At 66.7% G+C, this 22,509-nt stretch carries 20 protein-coding genes and 1 tRNA gene; 15 read left to right on the top strand and 6 right to left on the bottom strand.

Annotated features, from left to right (window positions below; translation table 11 throughout):
- Window positions 1–98: 98 nt before the first annotated feature.
- Window positions 99–185: transfer RNA gene (locus tag AAHS21_RS28895), tRNA-Ser, on the bottom strand.
- A gap of 36 nt (window positions 186–221) precedes the next feature.
- Between AAHS21_RS28895 and AAHS21_RS28890 the strand changes: the two genes are divergently transcribed.
- Window positions 222–1,190, top strand: a complete 969-nt coding sequence (locus AAHS21_RS28890; protein WP_342930855.1) for an NAD(P)H-quinone oxidoreductase — start codon at window positions 222–224, stop codon at window positions 1,188–1,190.
- 177 nt (window positions 1,191–1,367) lie between these two features.
- Here the strand turns inward: AAHS21_RS28890 and AAHS21_RS28885 are convergent, their stop codons facing one another.
- On the bottom strand, window positions 1,368–2,564 hold the full coding sequence (locus AAHS21_RS28885; protein WP_342930854.1) for a cysteine desulfurase-like protein: 1,197 nt from the start codon (window positions 2,562–2,564) through the stop codon (window positions 1,368–1,370).
- A 117-nt stretch (window positions 2,565–2,681) separates the two neighbouring features.
- Between AAHS21_RS28885 and AAHS21_RS28880 the strand changes: the two genes are divergently transcribed.
- From AAHS21_RS28880 to AAHS21_RS28855, 6 genes are all read left to right on the top strand, one after another.
- The gene (locus tag AAHS21_RS28880) at window positions 2,682–4,655 is read left to right on the top strand and encodes a DUF6541 family protein (RefSeq protein WP_342930853.1); all 1,974 of its coding nucleotides are present in this window, start codon (window positions 2,682–2,684) and stop codon (window positions 4,653–4,655) included.
- Window positions 4,656–4,665: 10 nt separating this feature from the next.
- Complete coding sequence (locus tag AAHS21_RS28875) at window positions 4,666–5,211, top strand: bacterial proteasome activator family protein (RefSeq protein WP_342930852.1); 546 nt, start codon at window positions 4,666–4,668, stop codon at window positions 5,209–5,211.
- 11 nt (window positions 5,212–5,222) lie between these two features.
- Window positions 5,223–6,071, top strand: coding sequence for an ABC transporter ATP-binding protein (locus tag AAHS21_RS28870; protein WP_096290572.1), 849 nt, complete (start codon window positions 5,223–5,225; stop codon window positions 6,069–6,071).
- Window positions 6,064–6,978, top strand: coding sequence for a glycosyltransferase family 2 protein (locus AAHS21_RS28865; protein WP_342930851.1), 915 nt, complete (start codon window positions 6,064–6,066; stop codon window positions 6,976–6,978). The genes AAHS21_RS28870 and AAHS21_RS28865 overlap by 8 nt, the downstream gene beginning before the upstream one ends.
- Window positions 6,975–7,805: an ABC transporter permease gene (locus tag AAHS21_RS28860; RefSeq protein WP_342930850.1), complete on the top strand. Its 831-nt coding sequence runs from the start codon at window positions 6,975–6,977 to the stop codon at window positions 7,803–7,805. Before AAHS21_RS28865 ends, AAHS21_RS28860 begins: the two co-directional genes overlap by 4 nt.
- Before the next feature lie 124 nt (window positions 7,806–7,929).
- Complete coding sequence (locus tag AAHS21_RS28855; protein WP_342930849.1) at window positions 7,930–9,468, top strand: nitrilase-related carbon-nitrogen hydrolase; 1,539 nt, start codon at window positions 7,930–7,932, stop codon at window positions 9,466–9,468.
- On the opposite strand, the gene AAHS21_RS28850 is transcribed toward AAHS21_RS28855, so the two are convergent.
- The gene (locus AAHS21_RS28850) at window positions 9,449–10,171 is read right to left on the bottom strand and encodes a C39 family peptidase (RefSeq protein WP_342930848.1); all 723 of its coding nucleotides are present in this window, start codon (window positions 10,169–10,171) and stop codon (window positions 9,449–9,451) included. The genes AAHS21_RS28855 and AAHS21_RS28850 overlap by 20 nt on opposite strands.
- Before the next feature lie 320 nt (window positions 10,172–10,491).
- Here AAHS21_RS28850 and AAHS21_RS28845 point away from each other — a divergent pair, with 320 nt between their 5' ends.
- The 8 genes from AAHS21_RS28845 to AAHS21_RS28810 all read left to right on the top strand — a co-directional run bounded on the left by AAHS21_RS28845 (window position 10,492) and on the right by AAHS21_RS28810 (window position 20,448).
- Complete coding sequence (locus AAHS21_RS28845; protein WP_342930847.1) at window positions 10,492–10,716, top strand: hypothetical protein; 225 nt, start codon at window positions 10,492–10,494, stop codon at window positions 10,714–10,716.
- Between the two features lie 46 nt (window positions 10,717–10,762).
- Complete coding sequence (locus AAHS21_RS28840; RefSeq protein ID WP_342930846.1) at window positions 10,763–11,887, top strand: SPFH domain-containing protein; 1,125 nt, start codon at window positions 10,763–10,765, stop codon at window positions 11,885–11,887.
- Between the two features lie 188 nt (window positions 11,888–12,075).
- Window positions 12,076–12,555, top strand: coding sequence for a GreA/GreB family elongation factor (locus tag AAHS21_RS28835; protein WP_342930845.1), 480 nt, complete (start codon window positions 12,076–12,078; stop codon window positions 12,553–12,555).
- A 39-nt stretch (window positions 12,556–12,594) separates the two neighbouring features.
- On the top strand, window positions 12,595–13,017 hold the full coding sequence (locus AAHS21_RS28830) for a GtrA family protein (RefSeq protein ID WP_342930844.1): 423 nt from the start codon (window positions 12,595–12,597) through the stop codon (window positions 13,015–13,017).
- 32 nt (window positions 13,018–13,049) lie between these two features.
- Window positions 13,050–14,444, top strand: coding sequence for an FAD-binding oxidoreductase (locus AAHS21_RS28825; RefSeq protein WP_342930843.1), 1,395 nt, complete (start codon window positions 13,050–13,052; stop codon window positions 14,442–14,444).
- Complete coding sequence (locus AAHS21_RS28820) at window positions 14,445–15,209, top strand: decaprenylphospho-beta-D-erythro-pentofuranosid-2-ulose 2-reductase (RefSeq protein ID WP_342930842.1); 765 nt, start codon at window positions 14,445–14,447, stop codon at window positions 15,207–15,209.
- 2 nt (window positions 15,210–15,211) lie between these two features.
- A complete protein-coding gene (locus AAHS21_RS28815; protein WP_342930841.1) occupies window positions 15,212–17,173 on the top strand; it encodes a galactan 5-O-arabinofuranosyltransferase in 1,962 nt (653 codons plus the stop codon).
- Window positions 17,173–20,448: an arabinosyltransferase domain-containing protein gene (locus AAHS21_RS28810; RefSeq protein WP_342930840.1), complete on the top strand. Its 3,276-nt coding sequence runs from the start codon at window positions 17,173–17,175 to the stop codon at window positions 20,446–20,448. Before AAHS21_RS28815 ends, AAHS21_RS28810 begins: the two co-directional genes overlap by 1 nt.
- Here AAHS21_RS28810 and AAHS21_RS28805 read toward each other — a convergent pair whose 3' ends face one another.
- The 3 genes from AAHS21_RS28805 to AAHS21_RS28795 form a co-directional block, all read right to left on the bottom strand.
- Complete coding sequence (locus tag AAHS21_RS28805) at window positions 20,449–20,799, bottom strand: hypothetical protein (RefSeq protein ID WP_342930839.1); 351 nt, start codon at window positions 20,797–20,799, stop codon at window positions 20,449–20,451.
- A 43-nt stretch (window positions 20,800–20,842) separates the two neighbouring features.
- Window positions 20,843–21,067, bottom strand: coding sequence for a hypothetical protein (locus AAHS21_RS28800; RefSeq protein WP_342930838.1), 225 nt, complete (start codon window positions 21,065–21,067; stop codon window positions 20,843–20,845).
- A 201-nt stretch (window positions 21,068–21,268) separates the two neighbouring features.
- Window positions 21,269–22,402 (bottom strand): BTAD domain-containing putative transcriptional regulator, encoded by a 1,134-nt coding sequence (locus tag AAHS21_RS28795; RefSeq protein WP_342930837.1) that lies wholly within the window; start codon window positions 22,400–22,402, stop codon window positions 21,269–21,271.
- Between the last annotated feature and the right edge of the window lie 107 nt (window positions 22,403–22,509).

Genomic DNA, 22,509 nt, shown 5'->3' with positions numbered 1-22,509 from the left:
TACCAACCCCAAAAACAGAAAACACCCCCAACCAACAACTGAGGGTGTTCACTATGTCGCGAGACATCTGTCCTCGATGTCTCGCGACATCACAGCTGCGGTGGCGGAGGGATTTGAACCCCCGGACGGTGTTAGCCGTCTCTCGCTTTCAAGGCGAGTGCATTAGGCCGCTCTGCCACGCCACCGCTGACAAGGGTAACGGGGCTAGTACCGTGGCCCGCATGCGCGCCATCGTCGCCAATTCTCCCGACCACCTCGTCTGGCAAGAGATCCCCGATGTCTCTGCCGGGCCCGGTGAGGTGCTGATCAAGGTCACCGCGGCCGGAGTCAACCGCGCCGACGTGCTGCAGGCCGCCGGCAAGTATCCACCGCCGCCTGGAGCCAGCGAGATCATCGGCATGGAGGTATCCGGCGTCATCGCAGAACTGGGTCCCGGCGTGACGGAATGGTCTGTCGGACAAGAGGTTTGCGCGCTGCTGGCGGGCGGTGGTTACGCCGAGTACGTAGCGGTTCCCGCGCCGCAGGTGCTGCCGATACCGGACGGCGTCACGCTGGAGGATGCCGCAGGGCTGCCCGAGGTGGCCTGCACGGTGTGGTCGAACCTGGTGCTCACCGCGCACCTGCACGAGGGCCAGTTGCTGCTGATGCATGGTGGGGCCAGCGGTATCGGCACGCACGCGATTCAGGTCGCGCGGGCGCTGGGCGCCCGGGTGGCGGTCACCGCCGGTTCGGCGGCCAAGCTAAATACCTGTCGCGAGCTGGGTGCCGAGATCACCATCAACTACCGCGACGAGGACTTCGTCGCGCGGCTGCAAGAATGCGGCGGCGCCGATGTGATCTTCGACATCATGGGTGCCTCCTACCTGGACCGCAATCTCGACGCGCTGGCCACCGACGGGCAGCTGGTCATCATCGGCATGCAAGGCGGTCTCAAGGGCGAGCTCAACATCGGCAAGCTGTTGCCCAAGCGGGCCAGCGTCATCGGCACCACGCTACGGGGCCGACCGGTGAGCGGCCCGCACAGCAAGGGTGAGATCGTCGCGGCCGTGACCGAGTCGGTGTGGCCGATGATCGCCGACGGCCGGGTCCGGCCGATCATCGGCGCTCGCATGCCGATTCAGCAGGCCGGCGATGCCCACCAGAAGCTGGTCTCGGGCGACGTGCACGGGAAGATTGTGCTGACCGTCTAGCTGGGCCGTTGAATGTGCCCTCAGGGTGGCCAGTGTGCAACCAGGGTCTCGAGTGTGCGCTCGAGGCTTTCATTGTGCGGCGTGGATGAGACCGCCCGGCGAGTCGCTGCCGTCAGCGCACACTCAACGCCGTTGCCGCACACTCGATCGCGGTTCGGGCTCCGTGCGGGTTCGCGATTAACCCAGCGACGCGAGCGCGCGGACCAGTTGATCGACCTCGGCCATCGTCGAGTAGTGCGCCAGTCCGACCGTCACCGCGCCGCCAACCTCGTTGGCGCCCAACGCATCCAGCACGCGTGAGCTCTCGTTTGATACGGCCAGAATCCCGTTGTCCGCCAAGCGCTGTACGACCCGTTCGGCGGGCACGCCCTGCAATGCGAAGCTGACAAGCGGGATCCGCACCTCCGGGCGACCGATCAGCATCATCAACGGCAACGACCGCAGCGAGACCATCAGGTAGTCGAAGATCCGGTTGAGATACGAGGTGGCGGATTGCATAGATACCGACAGCCGCTCGCGCCGGCTGCCGCGGGCCGATTCGTCCAGTGCCGCAAGGTATTCGATGCTGGCCACCACGCCGGCTAATAGTCCGAACTGATGTGCGCCCACCTCGAGGCGCGCGGGGCCGGCGGCGTTGGGGTCGGTGGAGACGGAGCTGAACGAGTTGATCAGCGCCGGATCCCGGAACACGATCGCGCCGACCGGCGGGCCGCCCCAGGCCGTCGCGTTAACCGCCACCACGTCGACCTCGGTCTCTTTGACGTCGAGCAGTCGGTAGGGCGCGGCCGCGGAGTGGTCGACGATCACCAACCCGCCGACGTCGTGCACCAGCTTGGTCATCGCCCGCAGATCGGTAACCGTGCCCAGCGTTCCCGACGCCGAGGTGACCGCGACCAGTCGCGTCGACTTCCCGATCAGGCTCTCCCACTGCCACGTCGGCAGCTCACCCGTCTCGATGTCGACCTCAGCCCATTTCACCTTGGCGCCGTAGCGGTGCGCCGCCCGCAGCCACGGGGCGATGTTCGCCTCGTCGTCGAGTCGGCTGACGACGACCTCGTAGCCCAGACCCGCCCGCGAGGAGGACGCCTCGGCCAGCGAGGACAGCAGGATCGCGCGATCGGCGCCCAGCACTATGCCCGCCGGGTCGGCGTTGAACAGATCCGCCACGGCCGCGCGCGCCGCCTCCAGCACGGCGGCGCTGCGCTGCGCCGACGGGTGCGCTCCCACGCTGGTGGCACTGGAGCGGCGGAAGGCGGTGGAGACGGTGGTCGCAACGGAATCAGGGATCAGCATCCCGGTCGGCGCATCGAAGTGCACCCATCCGTCACCCAGTGACGGATGCAGTCCGCGCACCCGGGCGACGTCGTAAGCCATGCAGCCACCTTAGAGCTTCCGCGCTAGAGCGAAATTGTGACGATAGCGGGTGCCACAGACCTCAGAGCCAGCCGGTGGCTGCCCGAGCCAGGTCACCCGGCCAGCCATACTAGTCCAGTGGGGCTCTGGATCGGAACGCTGATCGCACTGTTTTTGCTGATCGCCCCGGGGGCAATCGTTGCGCGTATCGCCCAGCTAACGTGGCCGATCGCGGTCGCGGTTGGCCCGGCGCTGACCTACGGTGTCGTCGCGCTGGCGATCATCCCTTACGGCGCGCTCGGAATCCCTTGGAACGGTTGGACTGCGCTCGCGGCGCTGGCGGTCGTGTGTGTGGCGGCGACGGGTTTGCAGTTGCTCCTGGCCCGCTACCGCGACACCGCCGCCGAGGCCAGGGGCATCGCCGGGTGGCCGGCCATGGTGGTCGGGGCCGGGGTGGCGCTGGGCTCGCTGCTGATCATGTGGGCGGCCTATCGCGGGCTGGCCGCCCACTGGCAGACCATCCCCAGTACCTGGGATGCGGTGTGGCATGCCAACGAAGTGCGTTACATACTCGACACCGGCCAGGCGTCGTCCACCCATATGGGCGAGCTGCGCAATGTCGAGACTCACCAGGCGCTGTACTACCCATCGGTGTTCCACGCGCTGACCGCGGTGTTCTGCCAGCTCACCGGAGCGGCCCCGACCACCGGCTACACGCTGAACGCGGTCGCGGCCTCGATCTGGCTGTTTCCGACCAGCGCGGCGATGCTGACCTGGCATCTATTGCGCCCGGTGATGACGCCGGGCCGCACGGCCGCGATCTCGGCCACCGCGGCGGCGCTGTCGGCGTCGTTCACCTCGGTGCCCTATGTCGAGTTCGGCGTGGCCGCGATGCCCAACCTGGCGGCCTACGGCGTCGCGATCCCGACATTCCTGCTGATCACCTCGACACTGCGGCATCGCGATCGGATCCCGATGGCGGTGCTGGCGTTGGTCGGCGTGTTGTCGGTACACCTGACCGGCGGATTCATCGTCATCCTGTTCCTGCTGGGCTGGTGGCTACTGGACGTGTTGTGGCATCCGGTGCGCGGACGGCTCGCCGACGCCGCAATCCTGGCCGCGGTGGCGGCGCCGACCGGGGCGATTCTGGCGCCGCAGTTCATCGGGGTGCTCAGACAGGCCGACATCATCGCCGGGCATGCCTTCCCCAGCTTCAAGAGCGCCAAGCAGGGGGTCATCGATGCGCTGCTGCTGCACACCCGCCACCTCAACGATTTTCCGATTCAGTACGGCCTGGTCGTGCTGATGTATCTCGGCATGGCGTATCTGCTGTACAAGCGGATCTGGTGGCCGGTGGCGGTCTGGGTGGTGCTGACGGTGGCGACCGTCTATTCGGGGGCCCCGTTTCACAACGCGGCCGGCGCCGTCATCGAGGAATTCAGCCAGTTCTTCTACAACGATCCGCGCCGCCTCACCTCGGTGGTGACGATGCTGGTGACGCCGATGGCGGCCATCGCGTTGTTCGGGGCGGTCGCGCTCACGGTCGCGATCGCCAAACGCATCACCGACCGGTTCAAGGAGTTGCCCGCGCCGTTCTGGGTGTCGACCGCCGCGGTCCTGCTGGTGCTGACGACCGTGTTCAGTGCGCGGCACTACTTCTACCGGCACCTGGTGCTGTTCGGCGACAAATACGACTCGGTGATGATCGACCAGCGCGACCTGATGGCGATGGCGTATTTGTCGAACCTGCCCGGCGCGCACAACACCCTGATCGCCAATGCGAACACCGATGGCACCGCGTGGATGTACGCGGTGGCCGATTTACATCCGCTGTGGACCCATTACGACTTCCCGCAGCAGACCGGGCCGGGGCCGCAGCGCTACGTCATCTGGGCGTACGCCAACCGTGGCGATTCCGATCCGAAGGTCGTCGAGGCGATCAAGGCGCTGAATATTCGCTACATCTACACCAGTCAACCGACGGTTCGCGGGTTCGCCGTCCCCGACGGACTAGTGTCGCTGGAAAAGTCGAAGTCGTGGGCGCTGATCTACGACAACGGCGGGGCCAGAATTTACGAATGGCGCGGAAATGCCACACCGCCCCGCCCCTAGACATACGAGGATGGTGACCGGATTGACTAACGGCAACGACGGCCCAGACGCCGACGGCGTCGAGATCATCGGCGGTGTCGATCCGCGAATCATGGCGCTTCGCGATGCCGGTGGCGACGACGAAGATTCCGAGGAGCGTTCCCTGACCGACCTTGTCGAGCAGCCCGCCAAGGTGATGCGCATCGGCACGATGATCAAGCAACTACTCGAGGAGGTGCGGGCGGCTCCGCTCGACGAGGCCAGCCGCAAGCGGTTGCGCGACATCCATGCCACCAGCATCCGGGAGCTCGAAGACGGGCTCGCGCCGGAGCTTCGCGAGGAACTCGATCGCCTCACCCTGCCGTTCGCCGACGACGCCGAGCCCTCGGACGCCGAGCTGCGCATCGCGCAGGCCCAGCTGGTCGGCTGGCTCGAGGGCCTGTTCCACGGCATCCAGACCGCACTGTTCGCCCAGCAGATGGCCGCCCGCGCGCAGCTCGAGCAGATGCGCCAGGGAGCGCTGCCCCCGGGCATCGGGCGCCACGGTCCGGGCTCGGGCACCGGGCAGTACCTATAGAGCAGGCGTCAGTGTCAGGTCCTCGCGGTCCGCATATCGAGACCAGTAACGCGTGGGTGGAATTCCCCATCTTCGACGCGAAGTCGCGATCGCTGAAGAAGGCGTTCCTCGGCAAGGCCGGCGGCGCGATCGGTCGCAACACCTCCAACGTCGTCGTCGTCGAAGCGTTGCGCGACATCACCATGTCACTCGAGCTAGGCGACCGCGTCGGCCTGGTCGGCCACAACGGAGCTGGCAAATCGACTCTGCTGCGCCTACTTTCGGGCATCTATGAACCCACTCGGGGCTGGGCGAGAGTCACCGGTCGGGTCGCGCCGGTGTTCGACCTCGGCGTCGGGATGGACCCGGAGATCTCCGGCTACGAGAACATCATCATCCGCGGATTGTTTCTGGGGCAGACCCGAAAGCAGATGCTGGCCAAGGTCGACGAGATCGCCGAGTTCACCGAGCTCGGGGATTACCTTTCGATGCCGCTGCGCACATATTCCACCGGGATGCGGGTCCGGCTGGCGATGGGCGTGGTCACCAGTATCGACCCCGAGATCCTGTTGCTCGACGAGGGCATCGGCGCCGTCGACGCCGATTTCCTGAAGAAGGCGCAGTCGCGATTGCAGGGCCTGGTGGAACGCTCCGGAATCCTGGTCTTCGCAAGCCATTCCAACGAATTCCTGGCCAGGCTGTGCAAGACCGCGATGTGGATCGACCACGGTGTTATCCGCCAAACCGGCGGCATCGAAGACGTGGTACGCGCTTACGAGGGCGAGGACGCCGCCCGGCACGTCCGCGAGGTGCTGGAAGAGACCCGGCTGCAGATCCAGGCGGAAAAGCCGTTGGCGCAAAGCGCTTCCGGGGATGAGTGAGTCCATCGTCGCCGTCGTGGTCACGCACCGGCGCGCGCAGGAACTCGCCAAGTCGCTGGACATGCTCAGCAGGCAGTCCCGGCTGCCCGACCACCTGATCGTCGTTGACAACGACGGCGGCGCGGATAGCCGGATCCGTGATCTTGTCGCCGCCCAACCGATCCCGACAACTTACCTGGCGTCGCGCCGAAACCTCGGCGGCGCAGGCGGTTTCGCGCTGGGCATGCTGCACGCGCTGGCGCAGGGCGCCGACTGGGTGTGGCTGGCCGACGACGACGGACGTCCCCAAGACTCGCAGGTACTGGCCACGCTGCTGGCCTGCGCCGATAAGCATGGGCTGGCCGAAGTGTCGCCAATGGTCTGCAACTCCGACGACCCGGAGCGGCTGGCCTTCCCGTTGCGGCGCGGCCTGGTATGGCGCAGGCGCGCAAGCGAATTGCGCACCGAAACGGGACAGGACCTGCTGCCCGGGATCGCGTCGCTGTTCAACGGCGCGTTGTTCCGGGCGTCCACCCTGGACGCTGTCGGCGTCCCGGACATGCGGCTGTTCATCCGGGGCGACGAGGTGGAGTTGCATCGCCGACTGGTGCGATCGGGTCTGCCGTTCGGGACCAGCCTGGACGCGATCTACCTGCACCCCTGTGGATCCGACGAGTTCCGCCCGATCCTGGGCGGCCGGATGCACACGCAGTACCCCGACAACGAGACCAAGCGGTTCTACACCTACCGCAACCGCGGCTATCTGCTGTCCCAACCGGGTCTGCGCAAGCTGCTGGTCCAGGAGTGGGTTCGGTTCGGCTGGTTCTTCCTGATATCGCGGCGCGATCCCAAGGGCCTGCTGGAGTGGATTCGGTTGCGCCGCATGGGACGTCGTGAGCAGTTCAGCAGGCCTGGAGGAACCCCGTGACATTCATCGACGCCGCCGCACAATCGCGCACCTTTACCCGGGCCCGCAACGATCTGGTCGACGGATTTCGCCGTCGCGAGCTGTGGCTGCACCTGGGCTGGCAGGACATCAAGCAGCGCTACCGCCGCTCGGTGCTGGGCCCGTTCTGGATCACGATCGCCACCGGGACGACGGCCGTCGCGATGGGCGGGCTGTATTCGAAGCTGTTCCACCTCGAGCTGGCCAAGCATCTGCCGTATGTGACTCTGGGCCTGATCATTTGGAACCTGATCAATGCCGCCATCCTGGAAGGCGCCGACGTGTTCGTCGCCAACGAGGGTCTGATCAAGCAGTTGCCGACGCCGTTGAGCGTGCACGTCTACCGGCTGGTGTGGCGACAGATGATCCTGTTCGGCCACAACATCGTCATCTACGTCGTCGTCGCGATGATCTATCCCAAGCCGTGGTCGTGGGCCGACCTGTCGGTGATTCCGGCGTTGGCGCTGATCGTGCTCAATTGCATCTGGGTTTCGCTGTGCTTCGGCATCCTGGCGACCCGCTACCGCGACATCGGTCCGCTGCTGTTTTCGATCGTGCAGCTGCTGTTCTTCATGACGCCGATCATCTGGAACGACGACACCTTGCGCCAGCAGGGCGCGGGCAGCTGGGCCAAGATCGTCGAACTCAACCCGCTGCTGCACTACCTCGACATCGTGCGGGCGCCGTTGCTGGGCGCCCACCAGGAGATGCGGCACTGGGCGGTGGTGCTGGTCCTGACCGTCGTCGGCTGGCTGCTGGCGGCATTCGCGATGCGGCAATACCGCGCCCGGGTGCCCTACTGGGTCTAGCCGCGCGCCGCGCTCTCGGCGTCGGTGACATCCGCTCGCCTCCACACATCGGCGCATCCGCGGTCGCTGCCATAGACTGCGCCCCAGCGGGGGATTTCGCGAATGGCAAGGTGGCGTAGCCGACGTGAGTGACATCAGCCGCATCACCACCGGCCTCGGCCTGTCGATGTCGAGCGCGGTGCTGCTGGTGATCATCTGGCCGTCGTTCGGAAACCTCTGGTGGCTCACCTTCATCGCGTTCGTGCCGATGTATGCCGCCCAGTACCGGGTGCTGCCGCGGCGCTGGAGCGCGGTGCCGGTGGCAATGGCCTTCGCGGGCTACTACCTCGGGCTGCTCATGCACATCGCTTCGGCACTGCCGGTGGCCGTCATCGTCGGCGGCGCGCTGGCGTTCGGGGTCGTCGGCCTGGTCGTCGGGGTGTTCCTTCGGCCCTTCGCCGAGCGGACGGGTTACCGCTGGTTCGTCATGCAGCTCGGCTTGCTCTGGGTGGCGATCGATCTGCTGCTGCAGAACAACGAGATCGACGGAACGTATCTGTGGATCGCCTACCGGTTAGCCGACCTCCCGCAGCTGGTGCAGCCGATCAGCATCACCGGCACGCCGGCGCTGAGTTTGCTGCTGCACGTCATCAACGCGACGGTGGCGCTCGTGGTCATCTCATTGATGGACCGCCGGTGGCCGCAATGGACCGACGTCGGTGTTCCCCGCCACGCGCTGGCGTGGTCGGTGGTGATCCCGGTTGTGGTGACAGTGGTCTGGACGGGCGCCAGCCTGGCGATCTTCGAGGACGTCTCGGACCGCATGGGACCCCGGGTCCGCGTCGCCGCCGTCCAGCCCGGGCTCGACAACACCTTCCCCGGGACACTGGCATCCACGGATTTCTCCCACGGCCGCAGCCAAGAGGAGCGGATCAAAGATCAGATCGCGCAGCTCAGCGCCATGACGCGGGCGGCCTCGGCGCGGGGCGCGAAGGTGGTGGTGTGGCCCGAGGAGACGCTCGACTACGACCCGCAGGTAAGCCATACGGACTGGATCCCTGCCCTGGTCCGCCAGACCGGGGTCTACCTGGCCATGGGATTCACGCCGGACGCCGCGAACGACGCCGCCCCCAACACCGCCCTGCTATGGAGTCCCGGCGGCGACGTCGTTGCCGTCTACTACAAGACCAAGCGCGTGCTCACCGCCGGAGAAGCCTTCACTCCCGGGCGGGTCTACCCAGCGGTCGACACACCCCAAGGCGTGCTGGGCATGGTCATCTGCTTCGACATGGACTTCCCGAATGGTCCGACCCGCCGGACCGTTCTCAACGGCGCTCAGATGGTGCTGTCCCCCAGCCTCGACCTGCCGTCCAAAGTCGACATACGCAAATCCATGGCGGTCTTCCGGGCGGTCGAGAACAGGGTCGCGCTCGTCAAGGCCGACGTGGCCTGGGACTCGATGCTGGTGGCTCCGAACGGAGAGGTGATCGCCAGCACGGCGGTACACGACAAGCGTGGCGGCCAGGCGCTCCTGGTTGCCGACGTTCCACTCGGCCCGCGCGGCGCGCCGTTCACCCAGTACGGGAACGCGCCGTTCCAGTGGCTGGAGTACGCGGTGACCGTTGTGATGCTGTGCGTCATGGCGGTGTCCTGGCGCACCTGCTCTAACGAGCGGCGTCGGTGACGATCATCTCGTCATCACTGGTGGCCCAGGCCCTGGTGAACAGGTCAAGGGACACCGTCTCGTTCGCGCCATCGTCGGCGCCGCTGTCGTTCATGTGCACTTGGGAGTTGAGGACGTCGATCCCAGTGACGACGACGGCATGGTCGGAGGTGGGCTGGCCGTAGCGGTCCTTGGCGTCCACCGGCTGGCCCCAGATCATTTCGCCGTTCACCTCGACGATCACCTTGCGACCGCCGGCCAGGTACTGCTTGAGGGCGGCCATGCCGCTGGCCAGACCCGTCGTGGGCGCGTCGCTGGTGTTGGTCAGCCTGGCGGTGACGCCGTAGTGCGCCAGCAGTAAGGGCAGGTCTTCCGGGCTGGTGCCCTGGCCGCTGTTCGGGTCGTTGGTGTTCTTCGGCACGGTGTAGATGGACCCCGGGTGGCTCTGGCTCGGCAGCTTCTGGGCCAGCGCGATGATCTCCTGCTCCGCGACCGGATGGCCGGTCACCTCGCCGATCACGTCGGCGGTGGCCATCAATGCGCAGTCGTCGTAGGTCTGCGGCTTCCAGAACGCGGCGGCCGCGGTCGGGTCGCCGTACATCCCAGCGGTGCTGACGTCGTCGGCGTGGGCCAACCCAGTCGCGAAGGCGAGGCTCGCGAAGATGGCGATGATCGCGAGACCGGCGGTCCGAGTGGCCTTTCCGGCCAGCTTGGCGGTGGTCATGATGGGCTCCTTTGCTCATCTGCGCCTGGCGATTGAGGTGCGTGCGGAAAGGCTCGGTCATCGCCCTCTATGAATCCTTGGAGCCTGGCAGCACATCGCCGAGAGGGGCGGCGCAAGGATCCTTTGAGAATCCGCCAAGAGCCTCCCCAGACGCTGTTCTGACAGGAAAAGCCCTGCAAAACAGCTGATTTGACGGGGCGCCGGCACACCGAGAAAGGTCTGGAATGCACTCGATTCGACAGTGCGATGCCGGCGTCTATCCTTGCGGCAAACGTGCCGAAACTCGACGCCGGAACTCGTCGATGGAGGAATATGCGATCGTGAGCGACGCCTTGGCAATCGGTTGTGTGGGCAAGCTGGTCGTGGCAACGCGCGGCGATCGCGGCCCCGGCGAGGTGCTGGTGACCGTGCGGGGGTCGAAGGAGACGTTCCTGGCCTGGTCCGACGATCCGTTACCCAAGGGCAGCAGGGTCTTAGTGGTCGAGATCCGGGGCGGACGGACCGTGGTGGTCGAGCCCTGGCATGACGCGGCCGGCTCGAACTAAGCGTGAAATCCCTTGCTAGACAACATCAACCGTAAGGAGTTCAAGAATGCTCGGTTATAGGGTGCCCTCCCCCGATGAGGCGCTGCTCATCTCCGGCGGCCGCGCGAAAGGCAACGCGCCGTTCCGTGTGGTGACCGGCCACGGAGCGTTCGTGCTGCCGTTTTTCCGCAAGGCACGCTTCCTCACCCTGGCCATGTGTGAGTCCGAGGTCGCCGAAAAGTGCGTCACCCAACAAGGAATCACGCTCAACGTACGCGCGGTGATCGCGTTCAAGGTCGGCAACGACACCGAGAGCATCATCAGTGCCGCGCAGCGATTTCTGTCCGAGCAGGACCAGATGTCGGTCCTCACCGGCCGCATCTTCGCCGGCCACCTGCGGTCGATCATCGGGTCGATGACCGTCGAGCAGATCATCCGGGAACGCCAGAAGCTGGCCACCGAGGTGCTCGACGGCTCCAAGGAGGAGATGGCCCGGATCGGTCTGGCCGTCGACGCGCTGCAGATCCAGTCCATCGACGACGATGGCCTCGGCTACATCAACGCGATGTCGGCGCCGCACAACGCCGCCATCCAGCAGCAGGCGCAGATCGCTCAGGCCCAGGCGAACCAGAAAGCCGCGGAAGCCGAGCAGGAATCCCAGCGCCAGCAAGCCGAATTCGCTCGGCAGACCGCCGTCGTCAAGGCGCAATACAAGGCCGAGGTCGACAAGGCCCAGGCGGAGGCCGCCCAAGCGGGCCCGCTGGCCGAAGCCGAGGCCCAGCGTGAGGTGCTGGCGATGCGGACCGAACTGGCCCAGCGCGCCGCCGAACTGCGTCAGCAGGAACTGGTCGCCGAGGTGGTCAAGCCCGCGGAGGCCGAAGCCGAGCGGGTCCGGATCTTGGCGGTAGCCGACGCGGAGCGGATGAAGATCCTGGCCGAGGCGGCCGCGTCGCACAACCGGGTGGCCTTGGACAAGGCGATGATCGACCAGCTGCCCGACATCGTGGAGCGGGCCGCGGCCGGGCTTGCCGGCGCGAATCTCACCGTGCTCAACGGGGCTGACGGTCTGAGCCAGGTGGCCAGTGGACTGGTGTCGCAGGGCAAGGCGATCTTCGACGCGCTGCGCGGCGAGATCGTCGAGTACGACGACAAGGATAGTTCGCTGGTGCCCAACAGCGAATCGCACGAGTAATACGCTCCCGGCACTGCGGAACTCGCCGCCGTCGGGATGGCACGCGCGTGTATAACCGATGACAACCGCTTGCCGGATATCGGTGGCGGCCGAGTTCGTGTGGTGCAACACTGAAACACCACAAATTCACCACCAGGCAAATTAGCGCGCTTCGTGACAGAGACGGGCACCGCGGAAGGTCGACGGACGTGATTAAAAAAGTCCAATCAGTGGCGGATGCGGCGCGGGAGAACCTCGCCGCGGAGCTGGACCGGCTGCGGCAGCGGCGCGACGCGCTCGAGGCCGAGGTCAAGGACGACCGCGGGATGATCGGCGATCATGGCGATGCGGCCGAGGCGATCCAGCGAGCCGAGGAACTGGTGGTCCTCGGCGACCGGATCAACGAGCTGGACCGGCGGCTGCTGGCCGGGCCGTCGCACTCCGACGAGGACGAGGCGCTGCCCGGCGGCACCGAGGTGACCCTGAAGTTCGCCGATGGCGAGGTCGTCACCATGTACGTGATCTCGATCGTCGAGGAGACCCCCGTCGGTCGCGAGGCCGAGACGTTGACGTCGCACAGCCCGCTGGCGCTGGCCCTGGTCGGACACAAGGCGGGCGACAAGGTCACCTACTCCACCCCGCAGGGTGAAAGCCAGGTCGAACTGATCTCGGTGAAGCTGCCCAAGTAGCCGCCACTGGGGCGCTCACGACCCCGATAAACTCCCCCAATGCTTCCCCCGGAGCCGGGTACCGCGCCGGCGCGCCTGAGTCTCACCACCCAGATCGGGCGCTTCGTGGCGACGGGCGGGCTGGCTGCCGTCGTCGACTTCAGCCTCTACATGCTGCTGTGGAAAGTCCTCGGCGTGCAGGTCGACCTGTCCAAGGCCACCAGCTTCGTGGCGGGCACCATTACCGCCTACCTGATCAACCGCCGGTGGACCTTCCAGGCGGAGCCGAGCACCGCGCGGTTCGTCGCGGTCATGGTTCTCTACGGCGTCACCTTCGCGGTCCAGGTCGGGCTCAACCACCTGTGCCTGGTGTTGATGCACTACAGAGGGTGGGCGGCCGTGGTCGCGTTCGTGATCGCGCAGGGCACTGCCACGGTGATCAACTTCATCGTGCAGCGAGTCGTAATCTTCCGCATGCACTGAGCCGTCCCGCACAAGCGGTACCCTCTTTGACGATGTTGAGCGCCGACTTCCCGACCACCCCCACCCGGCTGATGGGCTTTGGCCGCACCGCGCCGTCGGTGGCACACGTGCTGTCGACGCCGGATCCCGAGGTGATCGCAAAGGCTGTGGCCCGGGTGGCTGACGCCGGCGGCCTGCAAAACGGCAGGGGCGTGATCGCCCGCGGGCTGGGCCGCTCCTACGGCGACAACGCGCAAAACGGCGGCGGCCTGGTGATCGACATGACGGTGCTCAACCGCATCCACTCGATCAGCGCCGACACCCGATTGGTCGATGTCGACGCCGGCGTCAGCCTGGACCAGCTGATGAAGGCGGCGCTGCCGTTCGGGCTGTGGGTCCCGGTGTTGCCGGGAACCCGCCAAGTCACCATCGGCGGCGCGATCGCGTCGGACATCCACGGCAAGAACCATCACAGTGCGGGCAGCTTCGGCAGTCATGTGCGGTCGATGGACTTGCTGATGGCCGACGGCTCGGTGCACACGATCACCCCCGAGGGCCCCGAGTCCGAACTGTTCTGGGCGACGGTCGGGGGCAGCGGCCTGACCGGGATCGTGTTGCGCGCCACGATCGCGATGACCCCGACCGAGACGGCGTACTTCATCGCCGACGGCGTGGCCACCAAGGACCTCGACGAGACGGTCGCCGTGCACGTCGACGGCAGCGAAAGCCGCTACACCTACTCCAGCGCCTGGTTCGATTTGATCAGCCCGCCGCCCAAACTCGGCCGGGCCTCGGTCAGCCGGGGCAGCCTCGCCAGGCTGGATCAGCTGCCGAAGAAGCTCGCCAAGAATCCACTGAAATTCGATGCACCACAACTGTTGACAGTGCCGAACCTGTTTCCGATCAGCGCCATGAACAAGCTGTCGTTCATGGCGATCGGCGAGACGTATTACCGCCTGGGCGGCAACTACACCGGCAAGATCCAGAATCTGTCGCAGTTCTACCACATGCTCGACCTGGTCAGCGGCTGGAATAACGCCTATGGGCCAACGGGTTTCGCCCAGCATCAATTCCTGGTGCCACCGGATGCTCTTGACGAATTCAAAGCCATCATCCGCTGGATCCAGACCCAGGGGCATTACTCGGCGCTCAACGTGTTCAAGCTCTTCGGCCCGGGCAACCGCGCGCCGCTGAGTTTCCCGATGGCCGGCTGGAACGTCGCGATGGACTTCCCCAACAAACCCGGGATCAACGAGTTCCTCAACGAACTCGACCGTCGGGTACTCGAATTCGGCGGACGCGTCTATACGGCCAAGGACTCGCGCACCACCGCCGAAACCTTCCACGCCATGTATCCGCGCATCGACGAATGGATCGCCGTGCGCCGCAAGGCCGACCCGTTGCGGGTCTTCGCCTCCGACATGGCCCGACGTTTGGAGCTGCTCTAGATGGTGCTTGACGCCGTGGGAAACCCGCAGACAATCCTGTTGCTGGGCGGCACCTCCGAGATTGGGCTCGCGATCTGCGCGCGCTACCTTAAGAACGCGCATGCGCGAATCCTGTTGGCCGCCATGCCCGGTGACCCCGGACGTGACGACGCCGTCGCGCAGATGGAGGCCGCCGGTGCGCGCTCGGTCGAGCTGATCGACTTCGAGGCCACCGACCCCGAGAGCCACCCCAAGATGATCGACGCGGCCTTCGCGGGCGGCGACGTCGATGTGGCCATCGTCGCGTTCGGCATCCTCGGCGACGCCGAGGAGCTGTGGCAGAACCAGCACAAGGCGGTGCTTGCCGCCGAAATCAATTACACGGCAGCGGTTTCGGTGGGTGTGCTGCTGGGCGAGAAGATGCGCACTCAGGGTTTCGGTCAGATCATCGCGATGAGTTCGGCCGCCGGCGAGCGGGTGCGGCGCTCCAACTTCGTCTACGGCTCCACCAAGGCCGGCCTGGACGGTTTCTACCTGGGCCTCGGAGAGGCGTTGCGCGAGTTCGGTGTTCGCGTTCTAGTGATCCGCCCCGGCCAAGTACGTACCCGGATGAGCGCGCACGTCAAGGAAGCGCCGCTCACCGTCGACAAGGAGTACGTCGCCAACCTCGCGGTGACCGCGTCCGCAAAAGGTAAGGAATTGGTTTGGGCGCCAGCAGCATTCAAGTACGTGATGATGGTGTTGCGACATATCCCGCGGCCCATCTTCCGCAAGCTGCCCATCTGATTATGCGCAACGCGCTGGCCAGCCTCGGCCAGATGGTCGCGGCGGTGCTCGTGGCGGCCGTCGTCTCGGTGGTCTCGCTGATCGCCATCGGGCGGGTCCAGTGGCCCGCCTTCCCGTCGTCGAACCAGCTGCACGCGCTGACCACGGTCGGCCAGGTCGGTTGCCTGATCGGGCTGCTCGGCGCCGGCTGGCTGTGGCGGCGGGCGAGCCGGTGGCGGTGGGTCGCCCAGCTTTGCGGGCTGGTGTTCGTGTCGGCGTTTTCCGTCGTGACGCTGGGCATGCCCCTGGGAGCGACCAAGTTGTATCTGTTCGGCATCTCCGTCGATCAGCAGTTCCGCACCGAGTACCTGACGCGCCTGGCCGACAGCCCCGCCCTGCACGACATGACCTATCTTGGGCTGCCGTCGTTCTACCCGCCGGGCTGGTTCTGGATCGGCGGGCGCGCGGCGGCGCTGACCGGGATGCCGGCGTGGGAGTTGTTCAAGCCGTGGGCGATCACCTCGATCACCATCGCCATCGCGGTTGCGCTGGTGCTGTGGTGGCGAATGATCCGGTTCGAGTACGCGCTGATCGTCACCACCGCGACCGCGGCGGTGACGCTGGCCTACAGCTCGCCGGAGCCCTACGCCGCGATGATCACCGTGCTGCTGCCGCCGGTGCTGGTGCTGGCGTGGTCGGGCCTGCGCGCCGGCGGCTCTGGGCCCAGCGCCGAACGTGACGGCACAGTCACGGTGGAGGCCGAGCGTGACTGCAGCGTCACGCTCGAGCCCAGAAACGGCTGGGCCGCGGTCGTCGGCGCCGGGCTGTTCCTCGGCTTCACCGCCACCTGGTACTCGCTGCTGTTCGGCTACACCGCGTTCACGATCGCGCTGATGGCGCTGGTGTTGGTCGTCGCACGCTGGCGGGCGGCCGGCTGGAAAGCCGCGCTCGACCCGCTGCGCCGGATCGCCGTCATTGCGGCCATCGCCGCCGCCATCGCTGCTACCACCTGGCTGCCGTTCCTGATACAGGCGGCCAGCAATCCGGTCAGCAACAGCGGCAGCGCGTTTCACTACCTCCCGGCCGACGGCGCCGAGCTGACCTTCCCGATGCTGCAGTTCTCGCTGCTGGGAGCGATCTGCATGCTCGGCACGCTGTGGCTGGTCCTGCGCACGCGATCGTCCACCCGTGCGGGTGCGCTGGCGATCGGCGTGCTGGCCATCTACCTTTGGTCGCTGCTGTCGATGCTGACGACACTGGCGCGCACCACGCTGCTGTCGTTCCGGCTACAGCCGACGTTGAGCGTGCTGCTGGTGGCCGCGGGAGTGTTCGGCTTCATCGAGGCCACGCTTGCCCTCAAAGAACGCGGCGGGGCCTGGGAAAAAGCGGTCGTCCCGGTGGCCGGCGCGATCGGGATGACCGCCGCCATTGCCTTCAGCCAGGACATTCCCGACGTGCTGCGCCCGGACCTGACCATCGCCTACACCGACACCGACGGCCACGGCCAGCGCGGCGACCGGCGCCCGCCGGGCGCGGAGAAGTTCTACTCCGCCATCGACGCCGCCATCGTGGGAGTCACCGGCAAGCCGAGGGATCAGACGGTGGTGCTGACCGCCGACTACAGCTTCCTGTCCTATTACCCCTACTGGGGCTTTCAGGGGCTGACGTCGCACTACGCCAATCCCCTGGCGCAGTTCGATTTACGGGCCGCGCAGATCAAGAAGTGGTCGAGCCTGAAGAGCCCGGACGAGTTGCTGCACGCGCTGGACACCTCGCCGTGGCCACCGCCCACGGTGTTTCTGATGCGCCGGGGCGCGAACAACACCTACACGCTGCGGCTCGCCGAGGACGTTTACCCCAACCAGCCCAACGTGCGTCGCTACACCGTCGACCTGCGGGCCGCCCTGTTCGACGACCCACGATTTGCCGTGCAAAGCGTCGGCCCGTTTGTGCTGGCCATCCGCCGGCCGGTGGCAGGCCGCTGATGGCGACCAACACCGCGCGCGACTTGGCCGAAGAACTACCATCTAGGTCCGTGAAGGGAGCGGGAGCTAGGCACCGGACCGCTCGCATCGTGGCCGTCGTCGCCGGTCTGCTCGGAGCGCTGCTGGCGATCGCCACACCGCTGCTGCCGGTCAACCAGACCACCGCCCAGCTCAACTGGCCGCAGAACGGCACCTTCCAAAGCGTCGAAGCGCCGCTGATCGGTTATGTCGCCACCGAGCTGAACATCTCCGTCCCGTGCCAGGCCGCCGCCGGGCTGACCGGACCGCAGAGCGCCGGCAAGACCGTGCTGTTGTCGACGGTGCCCAAGCAGGCTCCGAAGGCCATCGACCGCGGACTGCTGATCCAGCGCGCCAACGACGAGCTGGTGCTGATCGTCCGCAATGTCCCGGTCGTGGTGGCGCCGCTGAGCCAGGTCCTCAGTCCGGCCTGCCAACGCCTGACCTTCACCGCGCATGCCGACCGGGTCACCGCCGAATTCGTCGGCCTGAGCTACGGACCCAACGCCGAACACCCCGGCACCCCGCTGCGCGGAGAGAAGAGCGGCTACGACTTCCGGCCGCAGATCGTCGGCGTCTTCACCGACCTGTCCGGGCCGGCGCCGCCTGGCCTGAGCTTCTCGGCGACCGTCGACACCCGCTACAGCAGTAGCCCCACGCCGCTGAAGATGGCCGCGATGATCCTCGGCGTCGTGCTGACCGCCGTCGCGCTGATCGCACTACACCTGCTCGATACCGCCGACGGCACCCGGCACCGCCGCTTCCTGCCGTCGCGGTGGTGGTCGATCGGCGGGCTCGACGCGCTCGTCATCGCCGTGCTGGTGTGGTGGCATTTCGTCGGCGCCAACACCTCCGACGACGGCTACATCCTGACGATGGCCCGGGTGTCCGAGCATGCCGGCTACATGGCCAACTACTACCGCTGGCTGGGCACGCCCGAGGCGCCGTTCGGGTGGTACTACGACCTGCTGGCGATATGGGCGCACGTCAGCACCAGCAGCATCTGGATGCGGCTGCCCACCCTGGCGATGGCCCTGACCTGTTGGTGGGCGATCAGCCGTGAGGTCATCCCCCGGCTGGGCCACGCCGTGAAGACCAACCGGGCGGCGGCGTGGACGGCCGCGGGGCTGTTCCTGGCGACCTGGCTGCCGCTCGACAACGGGCTGCGGCCCGAACCGATCATCGCCCTGGGCATCCTGCTCACCTGGTGCTCGGTCGAGCGGGCGGTGGCCACCAACCGGCTGCTGCCGGTGGCGATCGCCTGCATCATCGGCGCGCTCACCCTGTTCTCCGGGCCGACCGGCATTGCGTCCATCGGCGCCCTGCTGGTGGCGGTCGGACCGTTGCGCACCATCATCCACCGCAGATCCCGACAGTTCGGGGTGCTGCCGCTGCTGGCACCCATTGCGGCGGCGGCCACCGTCACGATCATCCTGATCTTCCGCGACCAGACCCTGGCCGGCGAGCTGCAGGCGACCGCGCTCAAACGTGCCCTCGGACCGAGCCTGAGCTGGTTCGACGAGCACATCCGTTACGAGCGGCTGTTCATGGCCAGCCCCGACGGATCGGTCGCCCGTCGCTTCGCGGTGCTGGCGGTGCTGCTCGCGCTAGGCATCACGGTTGCAATGTCGTTGCGCAAGGGCCGAATTCCCGGCACCGCGGCCGGTCCGAGCCGCCGCATCGTCGGCATCACGATCATCTCGTTCCTCGCGATGATGTTCACCCCGACCAAGTGGACACACCACTTCGGCGTGTTCGCCGGGCTGGCCGGCTCGCTGGGCGCGTTGGCGGCCGTCGCGGTCACTAGTGTGGCGATGCGCTCACGCCGCAACCGCACCGTGTTCTCCGCGACCGTGCTGTTCCTGGTCGCGATGTCGTTCGCCAGCGTCAACGGCTGGTGGTACGTCTCCAATTTCGGTGTGCCATGGTCGAATGCATTCCCGGCGTGGCACTACGCGTTCGCGACCGTCCTGCTCGGGCTGACGCTGGTGGTGCTGTTGCTGGCGGCGTGGTTCCATTTCGTGTCTCCCGACGGGCCATCCGGTGGACCACCGAAGACCCGCAGTAGGGCGCGGATGTCCGCAATCGTCCAGTCCCCGTTGGCAATTGCGGCGTGGGTGCTGGTGACATTCGAGGTCGTCTCACTGACGCTGGCGATGACCGGCCAATACCCCGCCTGGTCGGTGGGCCGGTCCAACCTGGAGGCATTGACCGGCAAGTCCTGCGGCCTGGCCGAGGACGTCATGGTCGAGCAGGATCCCAACGCCGGCATGCTGTCGCCGATGTCGGGCCCGGTGGGCGAAGCGCTGGGCGCCGGCCTGTCAGAAGCCTTCACGCCCAACGGTATTCCCGCCGACGTCTCGGCCGACCCGGTGATGGAGCGCCCGGGCGACCGCAGCTTCGTCAACGAAGACGGGAAGACGACCACCAGTGAGGCCGGCACCGAGGGCGGTACCAGCGCCGCGCCCGGAGTCAACGGCTCACGCGCCCAGCTGCCCTACAACCTTGATCCGGCCCATACTCCGGTGCTGGGCAGCTGGCGGCCCGGCATCCAGGTGCCCGCCATGCTGCGCTCCGGGTGGTACCGGTTGCCGCCGCGCGACAAGGCCGGACCGCTGCTGGTGGTCTCGGCGGCCGGCCGGTTCGATCCCCGTGAGGTGCAGGTGCAGTGGGCCACCGACGACCAGGCGGCCAGCGGACACCCGGGCGGGTCGTTCCAGTTCTTCGATGTCGGCGCCTCCCCCGCGTGGCGCAATCTGCGGATGCCGATGTCATGGATTCCCGAGAAAGCGACCCAGGTCCGCCTGATCGCCAACGACGAAGACCTGGCGCCGCAGCACTGGATCGCGGTCACCCCGCCGCGGATTCCCCAGCTGCACACGCTGCAGCAGGTGGTGGGCTCGGCGGACCCGGTATTCCTGGACTGGCTGGTGGGTTTGGCGTTCCCGTGCCAGCGGCCGTTTGGCCACCAAAACGGCGTCGACGAGACACCCAAGTGGCGGATTCTGCCGGATCGCTTTGGCGCCGAGGCCAATTCGCCGGTGATGGACAACAACGGCGGTGGGCCGCTGGGTGTCACCGAGTTGCTGGTGAAGGCGACCACGATTTCCACCTACCTGAAGGACGACTGGTCGCGCGACTGGGGCTCGCTGCAGCGCCTGACGCCGTACTACTCCAATGCCCAGCCCGCCCATCTGCAGTTGGGCACGGCGACGCGCAGTGGGCTGTGGGACCCGGCCCCGCTGCGCCGGGGCTAGTTACAGCCCCGGCAGGCAGTTGATAAAGGGGATGCACGGCGGCGACGGCGGCCGCGGCGGCGGGAACCCTTCGATGATGGTCGAGTTGGTCGGCGGGCTGTTCTGGTCGAAATACCAAGGGTGACAAACATTTCGGTCCCAGTTCGGCATGTTCTTCAGGACCGGTGAGCCCGGGCACCATTGATAGGTGCAGCTGTTGGTCGGGGTTGGGACGGTGCCACCGTCCTGGCACACCATTGGGGCGGGCTGAGCCTGGCCGATTCCCGCGGCCAAGCCCAACCCGACGACGGCGAAGCCGCCCGACAGGACCGCACCAGCAAACAACCGCTTCATCTTGTGAGAAGTGTTCATGCGGCCAGTGCATACGGTCAAGTTTGCTACCGATCCCAAAGTCTCAGCGATGGCCGGGCGCGGGACCCTCGGCGATTTGGCCGCCGGAAAGCTGGTGGTACTGGTGGCAGACGGTCATATCCCAGGTGAGCCCGGGGGAAGCAGGCATCGCGTCCCCGGGGCACCAGTAGTGGGGCCCATCGGAGGTAGCGAACACGGCCAAGCCCAACCCCGCAGCCGTGACGCCACTCGACACCACCGCCCCGGCAATAATCCGCGTCCAGTTCATGATCGATTCCTTTGCCCTTTTGTCGCCGTCGGCTTGTGCGACTCTTTCTGGTTTGTTTGCCGACGCCGGTAGTCTCACGCGCGCCGCTTGCGGTGCATTTGCGAGATCCTTGCGAAATTCATGCGCCGCTGACCTGGGCATTTTGACGGATTGCGGTGGCACCGCGGCCGTCCGTGAAACTGGTCTCGGGATTTACCGCGGTTATTCCGAACGTATTTCGACGGTGAACTCTCGGCTGCCGATCTTGATGTGATCGCCGTCGCCCAGGACAACGCTGCCGCGGACTCGCTTGCCCTGCACCTCGACGCCGTTGGTGGAGCGCAGATCGGTGATCACGAAACCGGTTCCGCTGTCGGTGATCACGGCGTGATAGCGGCTGACGTCGTTGTCGTCGAGGACGATGTCGTTGTCCATGAAACGTCCGATCCGGGTGGTCGCGTCGTTGAGCCGGTACTGGCTTCCGGCCTTGTCGCGCAACAACACAACGACCGACCCGTCGGTCGGAATCGGGGCGGACTCGACGACGGGCGCGTCGACGCTGACCTTCAGCGTGGTCAGGGCCGCCCGGGTGCGCGGCGGCGGTTCCTGGCGCAGGATGCGCTCATGCAGCTCGGTGACCGTCGGCCCGGGATCGATCCCGAGCCCCTCGGCCAGCGCCGTCTTCAGTCGCCGATACGCACCCAGGGCGTCGGATTGCCGCTCGGTCATGTAGTAGGCGGTCATCAATTGCGCCCACAGCGGTTCCCGGTAGGGATGCTCGGCGGTGATCGCCTCGAGCTCACCGATGACGGATTCCGCGCGCCCGCAGGCGATTTCCGCCTGGGCGCGGGCGGTGTGGACGGCAACCTTCTCTTCGATCAGCGCAGTGGCGAACGCGTCGACGAAGGCGAACTCGCGCAGGTCGTCGAGGACCGGCCCGCGCCACTGGCTCAGCGCGGCGGACAGGTGGCTGCCGGCGTCCTCGAACCGGCCCGCGGCGGCGGCCTGGGTGCCCGCCGCCTTCTCGGTGCTGAAGCGGCCGAGGTCGCAGTCGGCGTCGGCGATGCTGAGCTGGTAACCGGGCGGGACGCTCGCCAGCATCTGCTCGGCCTCGGCGGTGCGCAGCAGCCGCCGCAGGTTGGACACATGGGACTGGATGCTGATCCGCGCGGCCGGCACCGGGTCCTCGTCCCAGACCGCGCCGATCAAGGAGTCGACGGACACCGGCCGGTTGCGGTTGATCACCAACATCGCCAGGACGGCGCGCTGCTTCGGTGCGCCCAGATTCAGCCGGGTGTCGTTGGCGGTCACCTGCAAGGGACCCAACACACCGAACCGCAGACCTGAGGCCGTCATCGCAGTAAATGGTTTCAGACCTGGCCGGAGAAAGGTATGAATCCTCGAACGTGCCCGGCAGGTGCGCGGGACTTACCGCGGCTACCGGCCCGTTGCGCGGCCCCGCA

Source organism: Mycobacterium sp. 050272 (assembly GCF_039023525.1).
Classification (GTDB): Bacteria; Actinomycetota; Actinomycetes; order Mycobacteriales; family Mycobacteriaceae; genus Mycobacterium.
This window is presented reverse-complemented; position numbering and strand designations above follow the sequence as displayed.